Origin of the sequence: Pelomonas sp. Root1444, from assembly GCF_001426885.1 — a bacterium.
Lineage (GTDB): Bacteria > Pseudomonadota > Gammaproteobacteria > Burkholderiales > Burkholderiaceae_C > Pelomonas.
Window position 1 is genome coordinate 1,270,714 of record NZ_LMFP01000028.1, and the last position, 15,876, is coordinate 1,286,589.

A 15,876-nucleotide genomic window follows, 5' to 3' on the forward strand; every position below is an offset into this window, starting at 1 on the left:
CTGCCGTTCAGAGGCCCACGACGCCCGGCAGGCCGCCGATGTCCTGGATCTCGACATAGCGGTAGGCCGGGTTGCCCGGGCCATGGCCGCGGTTGACGAAGACCTTGTCGACGATGCCGATGTCGTCGGCCGACATCAGGTCGTAGCGCAGGCTGGAGGACACGTGCAGCAGGTCCTCCGGGTTGCAGCCCAGCGAATCGATCATGTACTCGAACGCCTTCAGCCGCGGCTTGTACGCCTGTGCCTGCTGGGCGGTGTAGACCCGGTGGAACGGCGCGCCGAGCATGGCGACGTTGGTCTGGATCTGGTGGTCCATCGCGTTGGACAGGATGACCAGCGGTATCTCCTTGGCCACCTTGGCCAGGCCGGCGGGCACGTCGTCGTGCGGCCCCCAGGTGGGCACCGCATCGACGTAGCGCTGCGCCTCGGCGTCGAGGTATTGCAGCTGCCATTTCTTGCACAGCCGGCGCACCGCGTTCTTCAGCACCACGTCGTACGGCTGCCAGTCGCCCAGCACTTCGTCGAAGCGGTAGGCCGTGAAGTCGGCGATGAACTGCTCCATGCGGTCGGCCGGCACGCGGTCGGCAAAGATCTCACGCGTGACCTCCCCCATGCGGAAGCGCGTCAGCGTGCCATAGCAGTCGAAGGTGATGTACTTGGGGCGGAATTTCATGATGTCGTCTCTCCGTGGTGGGGCTGTCATCTGGCTGTCATTGCAGCATGGGGGTGCCGCTGGGCGATCGTGTTTTGCAGGCCTTGACGCGAGCAAACTGCGGTTTGAGCAGGGCCGCGCGGCATGCCGTGCCGTGCGCACGCAAGGTGTGCGTGATGCACGCCGGAAGGCCCCAAAGTCGATCAGTGCACGGCTCGGTCGCGGCTGACTTGGCGCCAGGCACCGCGCTTTTCATGTGGCCCGGCGCAATGCCGCCACATGGCGTCTGACGGGCTTCGGGTTCGAACTGCAGCATCTCCGGGTTCCTCCAAGGCTGTGCGAAAAATGGTAGGCGCCCACCCGCGGCATATGTGCCTGTTCGGAGCCCCCGCACAGCGCGGAAATCGCGAAGCTGCAGCCCCCGGCGGCGCAAGCTTGCGAATTGCGCCGCAGGCTGTTTCGCGGCTGGCGCATGGGCCTGAAAACGACCAAGATGGCCACGCCACATGACTGGGAGAACGTGTTTATGGGTGCGATGCATGCACCGGCATCCGACGGCGTGACCTTGCGCCCGATGACCGAATCAGACCTCGGGGCCGCACAGGCCCTGACCGCGGAGCAGCGCTGGCCGCACCGCCCCGCCGAATGGGATCAGGCCCTGCGCCACGGCCAGGGCGTGGTGGCCGAGCGGGACGGCGAAGTCGTCGGCACGGCGATGCGCTGGCATTGGGGGCCGCGGCACGCCACGGTCGGCTTGGTCGTCGTCGCGCCGGCCTGCCAGGGGCGGCGCATCGGCCACCGGTTGATGAGCGCAGTGCTCGAAGGGCTGGAGGACAGTACCGTGCTGCTGCACGCCACGGCCGACGGGCGCGGCCTGTACGAGCGGCTGGGCTTCGTGCGCACCGGCGAGTTGCGCCAGCACCAGGGCATCGCCCAGGCCTCCCCGCCCATCGCGCTGGCGCCGGGCTGGCGGTTGCGGCCGGCGGGCCAGAGCGACCTGCAGACGCTGCAGGCACTCGACGAACAGGCGCGCGGCATGCGCCGCGACGCCCTCATCCAGGAGCTGTTCGAGCAGGCCGAGGCCGCCGTCGTGCTGACGCAGGACGACGTGGCCCGCGGCTTCGCGATGCTGCGCCGCTTCGGCCGCGGCCACGCGATCGGACCCGTGGTGGCGCCCGACGTGACCGGCGCGCAGGCGCTGATCGCGCACCTCTCCGGCCTCAACGCCGGGCGCTTCACGCGCATCGACATCGACTTCGACACCGGCCTGGCCGAGTGGCTGGAGAGCCTGGGCCTGCTGCGCGTCGACGCACCGACGACGATGCTGCGTGGGCCGGCGCTGGTGACCGCACCGCCCACGCAGCTGTTCGCCGTCGTCACGCAGGCGCTGGGCTGATGGCCAGCACCTTCGTCTACAAGGCCGACCTGGTGCGCGGCCGGCAATGGGCCGAGGTATTCCGCCGCGAGGCGCCGCAGATCGATTTCCGGCTGTGGCCCGACATCGGCGACCCGGCGCGCGTGCACTACCTCGCCGCCTGGGAGCCGCCGAACGACCTGGCCGACCGCTTTCCGCAACTGAAGCTGCTGTTCTCGTCCGGCGCCGGCGTCGACCAGTTCGACCTCTTCGCGCTGCCCCGCGAGCTGCCGGTGGTGCGCATGATCGAACCGGGCATCACGCGCGGGATGGTCGAGTACGTCACCCATGCCGTGCTGGACCTGCACCGCGACATGCCGGCGTACCGGCGCGCGCAGCAACGCGGCGCATGGAGCCCGCTGCCGGTCAGGACGGCGGCTGAGCGCCGCGTGGGCGTGCTGGGCCTGGGCTCGCTCGGCCAGGCGGTGCTGACGCAGCTCGCCGCTTTCGGCTTCGACTGCGCCGGCTGGAGTCGCTCGCGCCGTGTCGTCGATGGCGTGCGCGTGCTGGCCGGCACTGACGAACTCGGCGAGTTCCTCGCCCGCAGCGACATCCTGGTGTGCCTGCTGCCGCTGACGGACGAGACACGCGGGTTCCTGAATGCCGCGCTGCTGCAACGCCTGCCGCGCGGCGCCGCCCTCGTGCATGTGGGCCGCGGGCCGCAACTGATCGCGGCGGACCTGCTGAGCGCACTGGACGCCGGGCAACTCACCGAGGCCGTGCTCGACGTGACCGACCCCGAGCCGCTGCCGCCCGCGCATGCGCTGTGGTCGCATCCGCACGTGCGCATCACGCCGCACATCGCCAGCATGACGCAGCCGGTCAGCGCGGCGCGCGCGGTGATCGACAACCTGCGCCGCTTCGAGCGTGGCGAGCCGCTGGTCGGCCTTGTCGACCGGCAGCGCGGGTATTAGCAAGCCCCTCGCCCGGCCTCGCCGCGCTGGACGCGGGCAAGCCCAGTCGGTCCCCCGGGGGGGACGGCGATGCTTGCGGCATCGAGCCGCGGGCGGCGATCGCAGATCGAAGCGCTGACTCGCATGCCCACCAGACAACGCAGCACGATCTGCGGAAAGCCGCAGCACAACCGCAGCAACGGCTCACGCGCAGCCCGATTCCGGCACCACTTCCAGGGCACCGGCACCTAAATTGGAAGCCATCGAAGCCAAGCTTTCACCACCTGCCATGAACCCAGCCGCCCGCTCTGCAGATACCGACGCCCTGGTCCGCCTCGACCGCGCCCACCTCGTCCATCCCGTGACCAACTGGCGCCAGCATGAGGAGCGTGGCCCCCTGATCCTGACCGAGGCGCGCGGCCCCTGGCTGAAGGACGCCAGCGGCCATGAGCTGCTCGACGGCTTCGCCGGCCTGTGGTGCGTGAACGTCGGCTATGGCCAGGAGAGCGTCGTGCGCGCGGCCACCGAGCAGTTGCACAAGCTGCCATATGCCACCGGCTACTTCGACTTCGCCAGCGAGCCCGCCATCCGCCTGGCCGCCAAGCTCGTCGACATCACGCCGCCTTCGCTGACGCGCGCCTATCTCACGCTCGGCGGCTCCGAGGCGGTCGACGCCGCGGCGCGCTTCATCGTGCAGTACTGGAATGCCGTCGGCCGGCCGGCCAAGAAGCACTTCATCTCGCAGGAGCGCGGCTACCACGGCTCCTCGTCCACCGGCGCGGGCCTGACGGCACTGCCGGTGTTCCACCGCGGCTTCGACCTGCCCTTACCCACCCAGCACTACATCCCCTCCCCCAACCCTTACCGCCACCCGCAGGGCGGCGATGCACAGGCGCTGATCGCCGCCTCGGTGGCGTCGCTGCGCGCCAAGGTCGCGGAGCTGGGTGCCGACAACGTGGCCGCGTTCTTCTGCGAGCCCGTGCAGGGCTCCGGCGGTGTCATCGTGCCGCCGGTCGGCTGGCTGAAGGCCATGCGGGATGCGGCGCGTGAGCTGGACATCCTGTTCGTCGTCGACGAGGTGATCACCGGCTTCGGACGCACCGGGCCCATGTTCGCCTGCGACGCCGAGGGGGTCGAGCCCGACCTGATGACACTCGCCAAGGGCCTGACATCCGGCTACCTGCCCATGGGTGCCACCATGCTGTCGGAGAAGGTCTATGCCGGCATCGCCGACGCCGCGCCGGCCGGCGTGCCCGTCGGGCATGGCGCCACCTACTCTGCACATCCCGTCAGCGCGGCGGTGGCGCTGGAGGTGCTGCGCCTGTACACCGAAGGCGGCGTGATCGCCAATGCGCAGCGCGTGGCACCGGCCTTTGCCGCGGCGCTCGACGGGCTGCGATTGCATCCGCTGGTGGGCGACGCACGTTGCCGCGGCCTGCTCGGCGCGCTGGAGCTGGTCAGCAGCAAGGCCACGAAGCGCGGCTTCGGGGCCGTATCCGGCCTGGCCGAACGCCTGTTCGCATCGGCCTACCGCAACGGTGTCGTGTTCCGCTGCTTCGGCGACGGCGTGCTGGGCTTCGCGCCCGCCCTGACCTACACGCACGGGGATGTCGAGCAATTGTTCGCACGCGTCAGGAAGGTGCTGGACGAAGCACTGGCTTGGCCCGATGTGCGGGCCGCGCTCGCCGACTGAGAATCCGCGGCAACTGCCACATCGCCCACGACGACATGCCCGAAGCCCTGAAACTCGACCGCCTGGACCTGCGCATCCTGGCGCAGCTGCAACAGAACGGTCGCATCACGAACGTCGACCTGGCCGACGCCGTGGGCTTGTCGCCCAGCCCCTGCCTGATCCGCGTCAAGCGGCTGGAGCAGGCCGGCTACATCACGGGCTACGGCGCGCGCCTGCGGCTCGAGAAGCTGGGCGACACGCTGACGGTGTTCACCGAGATCACGCTGTCGGACCACCACCGCGAGGACTTCATGCGCTTCGAGGCGGCCATCCGGGGCGTGGACGAGATCCTCGAGTGCCACCTCGTCAGCGGCGGCTACGACTACCTGCTGCGCTTCATCACCCGGGGCGTCAACCACTACCAGCAGATCATCGAAGGCCTGCTCGAGCGCAACATCGGCATCGAGAAGTACTTCAGCTACATCGTCATCAAGTCGCCCTTCATCAAGACGCACTGCCCCATCGACAAGCTGTTCCCCGAGGAGCGGTGAGCGCGCAGCGCGCGGCCCTCACCACCGCGTGAGGTCACTCGTCGTGATGACGAGATCACCGCGGCTTCGTGCGGCCTCTGCCTGATTGCCGCCTCCGCGGCTGAGCGCGCCGACGGCGGAATGAGCAGCGCGCGCTGCATGCTGCGGCGAGCTGCCCATCGGCGTTCAAGGCGTGGCCGCATGTCGCAGCACAACGCGCCGAATGGAGCCGCCAGACGGCATGGAATAGCTGCGCGGCCGGGGCTGACCGCAGCGCCGCAAAGGCTGCCGAGCAGCCGGCCAACAACCGCAGCTTGTGCCGCGCCGGGCCGGTGTTTCGAGACGCTACGCCGCCGTGCCGATGCTGCAATGACCCGGCATCACAGCATGCATCGCAAGGCGCACCAGGCGCTGCGCGCATTCCAACAGTCTGCCAATCCACCGAGGGTATCCATGACACCGTCCACACGCTTTCGCCCCCTGCTCGCCGCCTGCGCCCTGCTCGGCGGCGGCTTCGCCCATGCGCAATCCAATGTCGTGATCAGCGGCAGCGTGGACATGGGCGTGTTCCGCGACACAGCCGGCCGCACCAACGTCGGCACCATCCAGCGCAGCCACCTGGAGTTCGCCGGCACCGAGGATCTCGGCGACGGCCTGGCCGCGACCTTCCGCCTGCGCCACCGTTTCGACGCAGACACCGGCGCGCCCGAGGCCGGCACCGGCAGGCCGTTCTGGCACGGCGAGTCGACCGTCGGCCTCAAGGGCGGCTTCGGCGCGCTGCGCCTCGGACGCGCGCTGGACGCCATCCAGGCGCACGACTGGGCCTTCGACGCCTGGAGCAACTACGACCGCATCGTGTCGCCGGCCTGGGACCTGTGGCACTGGAACTACTCCGCCGACCCCACCGGCGGCGGCTCGGGCCGCGTGGCCAATGCCGTCTTCTACGACTCGCCGAAGTTCGCCAACGTCTCACTGCATGTCAGCGCCTCGCCCGAGTCGCCCGCAGGCGCCGTGGCGAAGACGCGCGCCGCCACGCTGCTCTACAACGACGGCAAGCTGCGCATGATGCTGGGCAGCGGCAAGAACAGCGCCGGCGCCACCGAGACCGTGGCCGGCGTGCGCGCCGCCTTCGGCATGCTGTCGCTGATGGGCGTGTACAACGTCAGCGAAACGCTGGCCGGCTCCAAGGCCAAGGTGACGACGCTGGGCGCCGTCTATGTGATGGGCGCCACGACGCTGAAGGCCGGCTGGGGCCAGGCGGACATCGACGGCGTGAAGCAGCGCAAGATGGTTTCGGTGAGCGCCGGCTACAGCTTCTCCAAGCGCACCACGGTGTATGCGGACCTGGCCTCCAAGCGCATCCTGGGCACGGGCACGAAAGAAGTCTACGGCGCGGGCATGACGCACTCGTTCTGAGCAGGCCTCGCTACAGCAACGGCGCGCCGCCTGTCACGGCGTACCGCGCCCCCGTGATATAGCTCGCCTCGTCCGACGCGAGGAAGACGAACAGCGGCGCCACTTCGCGCGGCTGGCCGGGGCGCTTCATCGGCACCTCGTTGCCGAACTTCTCGACCTTCTCCGGCGGCATCGTCGCGGGGATCAGCGGCGTCCAGATCGGGCCGGGCGCGACCGAGTTGACGCGGATGCCCTGCTCGGCGAGCAACTGGCCGAGGCTGGCGGTGAAGTTGGCGATCGCCGCCTTGGTCGCCGAGTAGGGGATGAGCTCCTTGGGCGGCTTGTCGGACGTGATCGACGTCGTGTTGAGGATGGACGACCCCGGCTTCAGATGCGGCAGCGCCGCCTTCGCGAGATAGAACTGCGCATGGATGTTGACATCGAAGGTGCGCCGCCATTCGTCGTCGGAGATCTCGTCGAGCGACTCGCGTGACATCTGGAAGGCGGCGTTGTTGACGAGGATGTCCAGCCGGCCGAATGCTTCGACGGCGCGGCGCACGATGGCCTTGCAATGCTCCGCATCGACGATGTCGCCGGCCATCAGCACGCAGCGACGGCCTGCGGCCTCCACCCAGCGGCGCGTCTCCTGGGCGTCGTCATGCGATTCGAGATAGGCGATCAGCACGTCCGCGCCTTCGCGCGCATAGGCGATGGCCACCGCGCGGCCAATGCCGGAATCGCCGCCGGTGATGATGGCCGCCTTGCCGGCGAGCTTGCCGCTGCCCTTGTAGCTGTGCTCGCCATGGTCCGGCTGCGGGCGCATCGGGGCGGTCTTGCCGGGCAGGTCTTGTTGCTGTGCGGGTTGGTTCATGGAGGGCCTCCTGGGTTTCACAACGGCCGCCTTGCCAGCAAACGGCGCTCCCGACGCCGGGTTGCACGCTCAACCTCTCAGCCCTTCTTCTCCCGGGCACGTTGGCTGCCCGCCTTGCCGATGGCCTTCCACTTGGCTCTCAGCTCGATGCGTTCCAGTGCGGTCAGTTCGCCGCGTTGGGCGTCGCGCATCAGCTTCTTGTAGTTGTCGAGCCGATCCCCGTCCACGTGAGCCAGCACGGCGCACCCGGGCTCGCCCTCGTGCCGGCAATCGCGGAACCGGCAGTGCTGCGCGAGCGACTGCACATCCTCGAACGACGCCGCCAGCGTGCGCGCGTCCGCGTCGGGCCTGAAGGTGCGCAGGCCCGGCGTGTCGATGATGCAGCCGCCGTGCGCACAGCGGTGCAGCGAGCGCGCCGTGGTCGTGTGGCGGCCGCGGCCGTCACCCTTGCGCACCGCGCCCGTGGACTGGCCGGCGTCGGCCAGCGTGTTGATCAGCGTCGACTTGCCGGCGCCCGAAGAGCCGAGCAGCACCAGCGTCTGCCCCGCATGCAGCCAGGGGCCGAGCTCGGCGCAGGTCTGCCGCGACAGCGCGTTCACCGGCAGCACCGGCACGGTGGCGGGCAGGCGGCCGTACATCTCCGCAATGCGCGCCGGCGCATCCGGCGCAATGTCGCGCTTGGTGAGCACGACGACCGGCGCCACGTCGCAGGCCCGCACCATGGCGATGTAGCGCTCCATGCGGCGCGCGTTGAAGTCCGCATCCAGCCCCATCACCAGCAGCGCCGCATCGACGTTGCTGGCAAGCGGCTGGCGGCGCCCGTCGTTGGCACGGCGCGCAATCTGCGTGACGGGTTGGACGCGCTCGACGATCCAGGCCTGGCCGTGCGCGTCGGCCTGCATGCCGACCCAGTCGCCGATGGTCAGCGGCTCCGCGATGGCCTGCAGTTGCTGCACCAGCCTGGGCAGTGCACGGGCCAGCAGTTCGGAGCGGCCGTCATGCAGCGTGAAGCAGTCGCGCTGCGATTCGGTGATGCGCGCGAGGCGCATGTCCGGCCCGGGCACGCTCAGTTGCGCGGCGCGCGCCGCGATGGCTTGTGTGAGCCCGAGCGCCTGCAGCGTCTCGAATTCGATGTCGATCATGGGAATCCATTGAGGGTTGGCTTCGTCCGCGCGAGCGCGAACCTGTCCACGCGCGCTGGCGCGTGGCGCAATCAGGTGGGAAGCCGGCCGCGACTGGTGCGGCGATCAATGGACCCGCGGTGAACGCAGGCTCAGGCGCGAAGGGCGCTCAGAGGGGCACGCAGGCAGCCGGACACGAGAAGGGCGACACGATCCGCTTGTTCCATGGTCTTCTCCTGGGCTGGTTGATGAAGGGCGCGAGTCTGCCAGCCAGGGGAGGCTGGCGTCAACCGTGCCAGGCGCCTACGCTCAGGGCGCCGCGGCGGCCGGGCAGGCCATGTCGATTTGGCGTCCCGTCGTTCGTCGATGGGATACGGGTGCCCCGAGGGCGCTCCGTGCATTCAACCGGACAGGAGTGAAGACATGTCATACATCGACGGTTTTGTGATCGCGGTTCCCACCGCCAACAAGCAGAAGTTCATCGAGCACGCGCGCCACTTCGACGCGATGTTCATCGAGCTGGGCGCCACCCGCGTGATCGAAGGTTGGGGCGACGATGTCCCGGACGGCAAAGTCACCGACTTCCGCCGCGCCGTCCAGGCCACGGCCGAGGAGACGGTGGCCTTCTCGTGGGTCGAATGGCCCGACAAGGCCACGCGCGACGCCGGCATGAAGAAGATGATGGAAGACCCGCGCATGGACCCGTCCACCCCCGGCAACCCGCCCGTGCCCTTCGACGGCAAACGCATGATCTTCGGCGGCTTCGAGCAGGTGGTTGAAGTGAAGGCTTGAGTGGCGGGGGGCGAACCTTCACCACGACCTGAAATCGACCAGGTCGGTCGAGATCGCCTCAACCGACTTGGTGCTCAGCAGTGTTTTGCAACCAGCGGTTTGCTCAAGCGTATTCAACTGCTCGCGCTGGCGACAGCGTGTCGTTCAACACCTTGGCAGCCACGTCCGGCCGTTCGAGGACGATGAAGTGGCCGGCGCTAGGCACCTGGACGAACTCGGCCGCGGGGAGGATCTGCTTGTTGGCTTGCCGGTCCGAGGGTCGCGACCAATCCGTCTCTCCGTAGATGAGATGAACGGGTGCGCGGACCTCGGGGTAGCGGGCGCGTGCCGCGATGAGGCTGGGCAGGTTGCCGTACACCGCGCGGGCGACGACCGGATAGCCCGGCCGACGTCCGACCTTCAACAGCTCATCGACGTAGTCATCGCGCAGGGCGGACGTGTCGCCAAGACCGCCACGGAGCACGGCACGCACGATCGGCTTGGGTTGGACGCTGGCGATGGTCTCGCCGACCACCGGCGCCAGCGCGCCGGTCACGACGAACCGGGCCAGCAGGCTGGACCGCTTGATGCCGCCCGCGTAGTCATAGGCATTGATCGCCACGACACGCCGCACCCGCTCGGGCAGATCGGCCGCGGTGGTGAGGGCCAGCGTCGCGCCCATCGACTCGCCGAGCAGCGTCACGTCGCGCAGGTCGAGTCGGGTGATGAGGCTCTTGACCGCCTCGCGCATGGCCGGCTCCTCATAGGACGCGCCCGGCACGATCTGCGAGTAGCCCATGCCAGGGAGGTCGAGGGCATACACCGTGTACCGCTCCAGGACCAGCGGGATGAGGTGGCGGAAGTGCTCGGCCTGGGTGCGAACGGTGTGCAGCAGGACCAACGCTGGCCCCTTTCCGCCCGAGAGATAGCGCAAACGCCCGGGGCTGGCTTCGTTTGATCCGCGCGGATCGAGAAAGTGTTCCTCGGTCCCGGGGATCTTGATTGTGGAAAGAGAGTTGTTGCTGGTCAGCGGCACGATGGTTTCCTTGAGTTTTTTGGGGGGCGTGGATGCGATGCGGGCACTCAGCGCAAGGGCTGGTAGCGCGATGCCACTTCGTTGCTCGACAGGTGGGGCGCCATCGCCTTGCGCGCGCCCTCAAAGGCATCCCAGAGGGCGCCGTCATGCAGCGCAGGCAGCGTCACCGACTCGCCGCGCTCGAAGCCCTGCAAGGCGGCGTCGACCAGGTCTTCGGCACGCATCACGATCTGCGCCGGCAGGTGCTCCACGGGAAGGCCGCCGCGTGCCCAGAACTCGGTGGCCGTCGCACCCGGCAGCACCGCTTGCACCCGCACGCCCTTGGCCGCAAGCTCGTGTTGCAGCGATTGGCTGAAGGCCAGCACGAAAGCCTTGCTGCCGCCATACACGCCGTTCAAGGCTTCCGGCGAGACGGCCGCGACGGAGGCGATGTTGATCAACGCACCGTTGCCGCGTGCCACGAAGCCGGGCACCGCGGCGTAGCTCAGCCGGGTCAGCGCCGTGACGTTGAGGTCGATCATGCGCGCCATCTGGTCCACGTCGCTCTCCAGCAGCGACGTGTGCGTGCCGATGCCGGCGTTGTTGACCAGCAGGGTGATGCTGGCATCGCGCTTGAGCTTGTTCTCCACGCTGCGCAGCGCCACCGGATCGTTCAGGTCGGCGGGGAAGACCTCCATCGCGCGGCCGTGGCGGCTGCTGATGTCCGCAGCCAGCGGGTTCAAACGCTCGCGGCTGCGGGCGACGAGGATGAGGTCGTAGCCGCGCCGTGCCAGGCGGTCGGCGTAGAGGGCGCCGATGCCGGAGGAGGCTCCGGTGATGAGGGCGGTGCCCGGGTTCGTCTGCGTCATGGTGGTGCTCCGTTGCGGGGTTGCGATGGAGCGCATGTTGCGCCGTCTAGCGCATGGCGTAAATGACGCATATAGTCATGTTTTATGTCACGCGATCCGGAGCCCGCCCATGCACAAGATTGGCTACGTCCTGCCGGCCGGCTTCCAGGTGATGGCGCTGGCCACGCAGGCGGTCTTCGAATTCGCCAACGTCGTGGCGGGCGAGCCTTTCTACGAGGTCACTTGCCACTCGATGCCCGGTGGCAGCGTGAAGGCATCGCTGGGCACGGCCCTGCAGGCGCTGCCCTTCACCGCACGCAGCACAGCAGACACCTGGATGGTGGTCGGCGTGATCGACCCGCTTGCCAGCTCCTCACCGTCCGAGCTGCTGCATGCGCTGCGAAAGTGCAGCGCTCGGGCACGTCGGACCGTGGGGCTGTGCACCGGCGCCTTCGTACTGGCCGAGGCCGGCTTGCTGGCGGGGCGACGCGCGACGACGCACTGGGCCTATGCGGACGCACTGCAGCAGCGCCATCCCGACGTCCAGGTCGAGCCGGACCGCATCTTCATCGCCGATGACCCGATCTGGACCTCGGCCGGCATGACGGCGGAACTGGATCTGGCGCTCGGCCTCGTCGAGAAGGACCTGGGCGACGACGTGGCGCGCGCGGTGGCGCACCGGCTGGTCATGCATCAGCGCCGTTCGGGCGGCCAGTCGCAGCATTCGGAGATGCTGAATCTGGCGCCGCGCTCGGACCGCATCGCGCGGGCGCTGGAGTACGCACGCCACCACCTGGCGCAGTCGCTGGGCGTGGAAGAACTCGCTGCGGCCGCGAACCTCAGCCCGCGCCAGTTCAGCCGGGTGTTCACGGCCGAGACCGGCCAATCGCCCGCCAAGGCGGTGGAGCGCCTGCGCGTGGAGGCGGCGCGCTTGATGATCGAGCGCAGCCGCCACCCGCTGGAGGTGGTGGCGCGCGAGACGGGCTTTCGCGACCGGCGCCATCTTCGCGAGGCATTCATGCGGGGCTTCGGCAAGCCGCCTCAGGCACTCAGGCGCGACGCCCGCCTGGGGCCCTGAAGCGCGTCGGCGAGGGCGCGGCCACCATTCGACTGCGAAAACTCCGGAGCCGGGACGGTCACGCCCCGATCCGCAACACCCGCTCCACCACCGCGCAGAACCAGCGCACGCCGTGAGGCAGCGCTTCGTCGTTGAAGTCATAGCAAGGGTGGTGCAGGGGCCGTTCGCCGCCTTGGCCCAGCCACAAGTAGGCGCCCGGCCGCTCGCGCAGCATGAAGGCGAAGTCCTCGCTGGTGAAGGCCGGCCTCGCCGCCTCCGTGGCCTGCAGGCCGGCATCGGCCGCGGCGGCCAGTGCGAGCGCGGCCTCGGGCGGCGTGTTGATGGTGGGCGGGTAGTAGCGGGTGTAGATGACGTCGACCTCCAGGCCGTGGCTGAGCGCCACGCCGGCCGCCGCGTCGCGCAGCGCGGCCTCGATGCGGTCCTGCACCGCCGCGTCGAAGCTGCGCACGGTGCCGGTGATGCGGGCTTCGGCCGGCAGCACGTTGTGGCTCTGGCCGCCCTCGAGCCTGGTGACTGAAAGTACCGCCGAATCCGCAGGATCGATGCGGCGCGAGACGATGGTGTTGAGCTGTACGACCAGTTGACTCGCGGCCAGCAGCGCGTCGGGCGTGTGGTGCGGCTGGGCGGCGTGGCCACCGCGGCCGCGCAGCGTGATGTCGAAGCGGTCCGCCGCCGCCATGATGGGGCCGGGGCGCGTCTGCGCCTGGCCCAGCGGCAGGTCGGGCCAGTTGTGCAGCGCGTAGACCGCGTCGCAGGGGAAGCGCTCGAACAGGCCCTGCTCCACCATCACGCGCGCACCGCCCTGCCCTTCCTCGGCCGGCTGGAAGATGAAGTGCACCGTGCCGTCGAACTGCCGGGTGCGTGCCAGGTGGCGCGCGGCGCCGAGCAGCATGGCGGTGTGGCCGTCGTGGCCGCAACCGTGGTGCGCGCCGGCATGGCGGCTGGCGTGGCCCAGGCGTGATTGCTCGGCCATCGGCAGCGCGTCCATGTCAGCGCGCAGCCCGACGGTGCGGCTGCTGCTGCCGTGGCGCAGCGTGCCGACGACGCCGGTGCCGCCCAGGCCTTCGTGCACGTCGAGGCCGAGCAGGCGCAGCGCCGCCGCGACGATGCCGGCGGTGCGGCGCTCCTGGAAGGCCAGCTCCGGGTGGGCATGCAGGTCGCGGCGCAGGGCGACCAGCTCGGGCATCAGGTCATCGACCGCGATGCGTTCCGTCGTGGTCGAGATGGCGGGCATGGGTTCGTCGCGCATGGCGCGAGCTTAGGTCAGTGGCCGCAGGCATCGACAGCAGCGTTCGCTGTTCCGAGGGGCCAGCACGAAAGAATCTTGCGAAGACCGGCGCGCATCCGGCACCGCCTCATGCCGGCCTTCATGTCTACTTTCGTACGCCTTGTCAGGCCCCAAAGGACACACCGAATGCACCCCGTCATCGAGCGTCTCACGAACGCTGGCCACCTGGATCGCGTCTTCATCGGCGGCGAGTGGCGTGCCCCGGCGGGCCGGGCCCGCAGCGCCGTCATCGACCCGTCGACGGAGCAAGCCGTCGCGGAGATCGCACTGGGCAATGCGCAGGACGTCGACGCCGCTGTGGCCGCGGCCCGACAGGCCTTCACCACTTGGTCCGTCATTGCCGTCGAAACCCGCGCCATGCTGCTCGACCGCGTGCACGCCCTGATCCTGGAGCGCGCGGAGCTGTTCGCGCAGGCCATCTCGCTGGAGATGGGCGCGGCCATCGGCATGGCGCGCAGCATGCAGGTGCCGGTCGCGGCCGAGCACATCCGCGTGGCGCGGGACGTGCTGCAGAGCCACCCGTTTGTCGTCCGCCGCGAAGGCGTTGTCATCGTGCGCGAGCCCATCGGCGTGTGCGGGCTGATCACCCCCTGGAACTGGCCGCTGTACCAGGTCACCGCCAAGGTCGGCCCCGCGCTGGCGGCGGGCTGCACGGTCGTGCTCAAGCCCAGCGAACTGTCGCCGCTGAGCGCGCTGCTGTTCGCCGAGGTGATGCGCGATGCCGGCGTGCCCGCGGGCGTGTTCAACCTGGTGAACGGCGAAGGCCCCGAGGTGGGCGCCGCGCTGGCATCGCACGCGGATGTGGACATGATCTCGATCACCGGCTCGACGCGCGCCGGCGTGCTGGTGGCCCAGGCGGCCGCGCCGACCGTCAAGCGGGTCGCGCAGGAGCTGGGCGGCAAGTCGCCCAACATCGTGCTGCCCGACGCGGACCTGCCGCGCGCCATACCGCTGGGCGTGGCCGCGGCCTTCCGCAACGTCGGCCAATCCTGCAGCGCCCCGACGCGCATGATCGTGCCGCGCGAGCGCCTCGCGGAGGTGGAGCGGCTCGCCGCCGAAGCGGCCGCGGCCCTGGTCGTGGGCGACCCGCGCCTGCCGCAGACCACGCACGGCCCCGTCGCGAACCGCGCGCAGTTCCAGCGCGTGCAGGACATGATCGAGGCCGGCATCGCCGAAGGCGCCCGCCTCGTCTGTGGCGGCCCCGGCCGGCCGGCTGGCCTGGAGCGGGGCTTTTACGTGCGCCCCACCATCTTCTCGGACGTGCAGCCGCACATGCGCATCGCGCAGGAGGAAATCTTCGGGCCGGTGCTGTCCATCATGGCCTGCGACAGCGTGGACGAGGCCGTGGCGATCGCCAACGACACGGTCTACGGCCTGGGCGCCCATGTGCAGGGCCGCGACCCGGCCGCCGCGCGCGCCGTCGCGGCCCGCATCCGCTCGGGACAGGTGCACATCAACCATCCGGCCTGGAACCCGCACGCCCCGTTCGGCGGCTACAAGCGCTCCGGCAACGGCCGCGAGTACGGCGTCGAAGGCTTGCAGGAATACCTGGAAACCAAGGCCATTCTTGGCGCCATGAACGAGGAGCACGCATGACCGCAGCCCTGCTGCTGCACCGCGCCGACGGTGCCCCGCTTTCGACGACCTTCCGCCCGGGGGCGTTCGGCAGGGACGATCCGTTCGCGGCGTCTCGCGAGATCGCCTGGGAGGGCCCCGGTTCGATGATCGCCGCCCGGGTCGCCTTCAGCGGTGACATCGACGTGGCGTGCTTTCCTCACACCGAGACCCTCGTCGTCGTGGCGGGCGCGCTGACGCTGACGGCGGCCGGCACGGCGCCGGTGGTCATCGGCCCACACGCCGGCGCGGTCATCGCGCGGGGCACCGCGCTGCGCATGCAGGCCGGCGCGGGCACGCGGTTCGTGTCCTGCGCGGCCGCCAGTGGCGAGCCGTCGGCGCCCGGCGTCACGCCGTTGCGGGCCGACGCCGACCTCCAGCCGTCCAACCCGCCACCGGCACAAACCCTGCTGGGCCCGGCCCCGGCCTGCCGCAGTGACAACGTCTTCACCGACGCGCAGACGCAGTACAAGGCCGGCACCTGGGACTCGACGCCCTACCACCGCATCGTCCGCCCGCATCCCCTCAACGAGTTCATGCACCTGCTTGCTGGCAACGTGCAGTTCGCAAGCCCCGACGGCAGCGTGTTGTCGGCAGGGGCCGGCGATGCGCTCTTCGTGCCGCAGGGCGCCCCCGTCGGCTGGGAGAGCCGCAACCATGTCGCGAAGTTCTACGTGGTGCAAACCGTCCCCGCCTGAAACCGCCGTCGAGACC

16 protein-coding genes are annotated in these 15,876 nt (G+C 69.7%); 9 read left to right on the forward strand and 7 right to left on the reverse strand.

Features of this window, described 5'->3' with window-relative positions; genetic code table 11:
• Positions 1–7: 7 nt before the first annotated feature.
• Both ASD35_RS23345 and ASD35_RS27450 read right to left on the reverse strand, forming a co-directional pair.
• On the reverse strand, positions 8–673 hold the full coding sequence (locus tag ASD35_RS23345) for a haloacid dehalogenase type II (protein ID WP_056877298.1): 666 nt from the start codon (positions 671–673) through the stop codon (positions 8–10).
• Between the two features lie 37 nt (positions 674–710).
• Entirely contained in the window at positions 711–968 is a 258-nt protein-coding gene (locus ASD35_RS27450) for a hypothetical protein (protein WP_157275725.1), read from the reverse strand.
• 258 nt (positions 969–1,226) lie between these two features.
• Between ASD35_RS27450 and ASD35_RS23350 the strand changes: the two genes are divergently transcribed.
• From ASD35_RS23350 to ASD35_RS23370, 5 genes are all read left to right on the forward strand, one after another.
• On the forward strand, positions 1,227–2,048 hold the full coding sequence (locus ASD35_RS23350) for a GNAT family N-acetyltransferase (protein ID WP_235538432.1): 822 nt from the start codon (positions 1,227–1,229) through the stop codon (positions 2,046–2,048).
• Complete coding sequence (locus tag ASD35_RS23355; protein WP_056877299.1) at positions 2,048–2,980, forward strand: glyoxylate/hydroxypyruvate reductase A; 933 nt, start codon at positions 2,048–2,050, stop codon at positions 2,978–2,980. The genes ASD35_RS23350 and ASD35_RS23355 overlap by 1 nt, the downstream gene beginning before the upstream one ends.
• 268 nt (positions 2,981–3,248) lie before the next feature.
• A complete protein-coding gene (locus tag ASD35_RS23360) occupies positions 3,249–4,652 on the forward strand; it encodes an aminotransferase class III-fold pyridoxal phosphate-dependent enzyme (RefSeq protein ID WP_056877300.1) in 1,404 nt (467 codons plus the stop codon).
• A gap of 35 nt (positions 4,653–4,687) precedes the next feature.
• On the forward strand, positions 4,688–5,182 hold the full coding sequence (locus ASD35_RS23365) for an Lrp/AsnC family transcriptional regulator (RefSeq protein WP_056877301.1): 495 nt from the start codon (positions 4,688–4,690) through the stop codon (positions 5,180–5,182).
• A gap of 432 nt (positions 5,183–5,614) precedes the next feature.
• On the forward strand, positions 5,615–6,577 hold the full coding sequence (locus tag ASD35_RS23370) for a porin (protein ID WP_056877302.1): 963 nt from the start codon (positions 5,615–5,617) through the stop codon (positions 6,575–6,577).
• A 10-nt stretch (positions 6,578–6,587) separates the two neighbouring features.
• Here ASD35_RS23370 and ASD35_RS23375 read toward each other — a convergent pair whose 3' ends face one another.
• Both ASD35_RS23375 and rsgA read right to left on the reverse strand, forming a co-directional pair.
• Positions 6,588–7,427, reverse strand: a complete 840-nt coding sequence (locus ASD35_RS23375; RefSeq protein WP_056877303.1) for an SDR family oxidoreductase — start codon at positions 7,425–7,427, stop codon at positions 6,588–6,590.
• Between the two features lie 77 nt (positions 7,428–7,504).
• Complete coding sequence (gene rsgA, locus ASD35_RS23380; RefSeq protein WP_056877304.1) at positions 7,505–8,569, reverse strand: ribosome small subunit-dependent GTPase A; 1,065 nt, start codon at positions 8,567–8,569, stop codon at positions 7,505–7,507.
• 402 nt (positions 8,570–8,971) lie between these two features.
• Between rsgA and ASD35_RS23385 the strand changes: the two genes are divergently transcribed.
• Positions 8,972–9,340 (forward strand): DUF1428 domain-containing protein, encoded by a 369-nt coding sequence (locus ASD35_RS23385; protein ID WP_056877305.1) that lies wholly within the window; start codon positions 8,972–8,974, stop codon positions 9,338–9,340.
• Between the two features lie 103 nt (positions 9,341–9,443).
• Here the strand turns inward: ASD35_RS23385 and ASD35_RS23390 are convergent, their stop codons facing one another.
• Both ASD35_RS23390 and ASD35_RS23395 read right to left on the reverse strand, forming a co-directional pair.
• Entirely contained in the window at positions 9,444–10,355 is a 912-nt protein-coding gene (locus ASD35_RS23390) for an alpha/beta fold hydrolase (protein ID WP_157275726.1), read from the reverse strand.
• A gap of 47 nt (positions 10,356–10,402) precedes the next feature.
• Positions 10,403–11,203: an SDR family oxidoreductase gene (locus ASD35_RS23395; RefSeq protein ID WP_056877306.1), complete on the reverse strand. Its 801-nt coding sequence runs from the start codon at positions 11,201–11,203 to the stop codon at positions 10,403–10,405.
• 109 nt (positions 11,204–11,312) lie between these two features.
• On the opposite strand from ASD35_RS23395, the gene ASD35_RS23400 reads away from it, so the two are divergent.
• Positions 11,313–12,260: a GlxA family transcriptional regulator gene (locus ASD35_RS23400; RefSeq protein WP_056877307.1), complete on the forward strand. Its 948-nt coding sequence runs from the start codon at positions 11,313–11,315 to the stop codon at positions 12,258–12,260.
• Between the two features lie 58 nt (positions 12,261–12,318).
• On the opposite strand, the gene ASD35_RS23405 is transcribed toward ASD35_RS23400, so the two are convergent.
• Entirely contained in the window at positions 12,319–13,509 is a 1,191-nt protein-coding gene (locus ASD35_RS23405) for a M20 aminoacylase family protein (RefSeq protein WP_235538433.1), read from the reverse strand.
• Positions 13,510–13,674: 165 nt separating this feature from the next.
• Between ASD35_RS23405 and ASD35_RS23410 the strand changes: the two genes are divergently transcribed.
• Positions 13,675–15,144, forward strand: a complete 1,470-nt coding sequence (locus tag ASD35_RS23410; protein ID WP_056877308.1) for an aldehyde dehydrogenase family protein — start codon at positions 13,675–13,677, stop codon at positions 15,142–15,144.
• On the forward strand, positions 15,141–15,860 hold the full coding sequence (locus ASD35_RS23415) for a cupin domain-containing protein (RefSeq protein ID WP_056877309.1): 720 nt from the start codon (positions 15,141–15,143) through the stop codon (positions 15,858–15,860). The genes ASD35_RS23410 and ASD35_RS23415 overlap by 4 nt, the downstream gene beginning before the upstream one ends.
• Positions 15,861–15,876: the final 16 nt, after the last annotated feature.

What these genes read in the sequence shown, in the direction of transcription:
- ASD35_RS23345 (WP_056877298.1), bottom strand. Translation starts at nt 673, where the DNA reads ATGAAATTCCGCCCCAAGTACATCACCTTCGACTGCTATGGCACGCTG.
- ASD35_RS27450 (WP_157275725.1), bottom strand. Translation starts at nt 968, where the DNA reads ATGCTGCAGTTCGAACCCGAAGCCCGTCAGACGCCATGTGGCGGCATT.
- ASD35_RS23350 (WP_235538432.1), top strand. Translation starts at nt 1,227, where the DNA reads ATGACCGAATCAGACCTCGGGGCCGCACAGGCCCTGACCGCGGAGCAG.
- ASD35_RS23355 (WP_056877299.1), top strand. Translation starts at nt 2,048, where the DNA reads ATGGCCAGCACCTTCGTCTACAAGGCCGACCTGGTGCGCGGCCGGCAA.
- ASD35_RS23360 (WP_056877300.1), top strand. Translation starts at nt 3,249, where the DNA reads ATGAACCCAGCCGCCCGCTCTGCAGATACCGACGCCCTGGTCCGCCTC.
- ASD35_RS23365 (WP_056877301.1), top strand. Translation starts at nt 4,688, where the DNA reads ATGCCCGAAGCCCTGAAACTCGACCGCCTGGACCTGCGCATCCTGGCG.
- ASD35_RS23370 (WP_056877302.1), top strand. Translation starts at nt 5,615, where the DNA reads ATGACACCGTCCACACGCTTTCGCCCCCTGCTCGCCGCCTGCGCCCTG.
- ASD35_RS23375 (WP_056877303.1), bottom strand. Translation starts at nt 7,427, where the DNA reads ATGAACCAACCCGCACAGCAACAAGACCTGCCCGGCAAGACCGCCCCG.
- rsgA (WP_056877304.1), bottom strand. Translation starts at nt 8,569, where the DNA reads ATGATCGACATCGAATTCGAGACGCTGCAGGCGCTCGGGCTCACACAA.
- ASD35_RS23385 (WP_056877305.1), top strand. Translation starts at nt 8,972, where the DNA reads ATGTCATACATCGACGGTTTTGTGATCGCGGTTCCCACCGCCAACAAG.
- ASD35_RS23395 (WP_056877306.1), bottom strand. Translation starts at nt 11,203, where the DNA reads ATGACGCAGACGAACCCGGGCACCGCCCTCATCACCGGAGCCTCCTCC.
- ASD35_RS23400 (WP_056877307.1), top strand. Translation starts at nt 11,313, where the DNA reads ATGCACAAGATTGGCTACGTCCTGCCGGCCGGCTTCCAGGTGATGGCG.
- ASD35_RS23405 (WP_235538433.1), bottom strand. Translation starts at nt 13,509, where the DNA reads ATGCGCGACGAACCCATGCCCGCCATCTCGACCACGACGGAACGCATC.
- ASD35_RS23410 (WP_056877308.1), top strand. Translation starts at nt 13,675, where the DNA reads ATGCACCCCGTCATCGAGCGTCTCACGAACGCTGGCCACCTGGATCGC.
- ASD35_RS23415 (WP_056877309.1), top strand. Translation starts at nt 15,141, where the DNA reads ATGACCGCAGCCCTGCTGCTGCACCGCGCCGACGGTGCCCCGCTTTCG.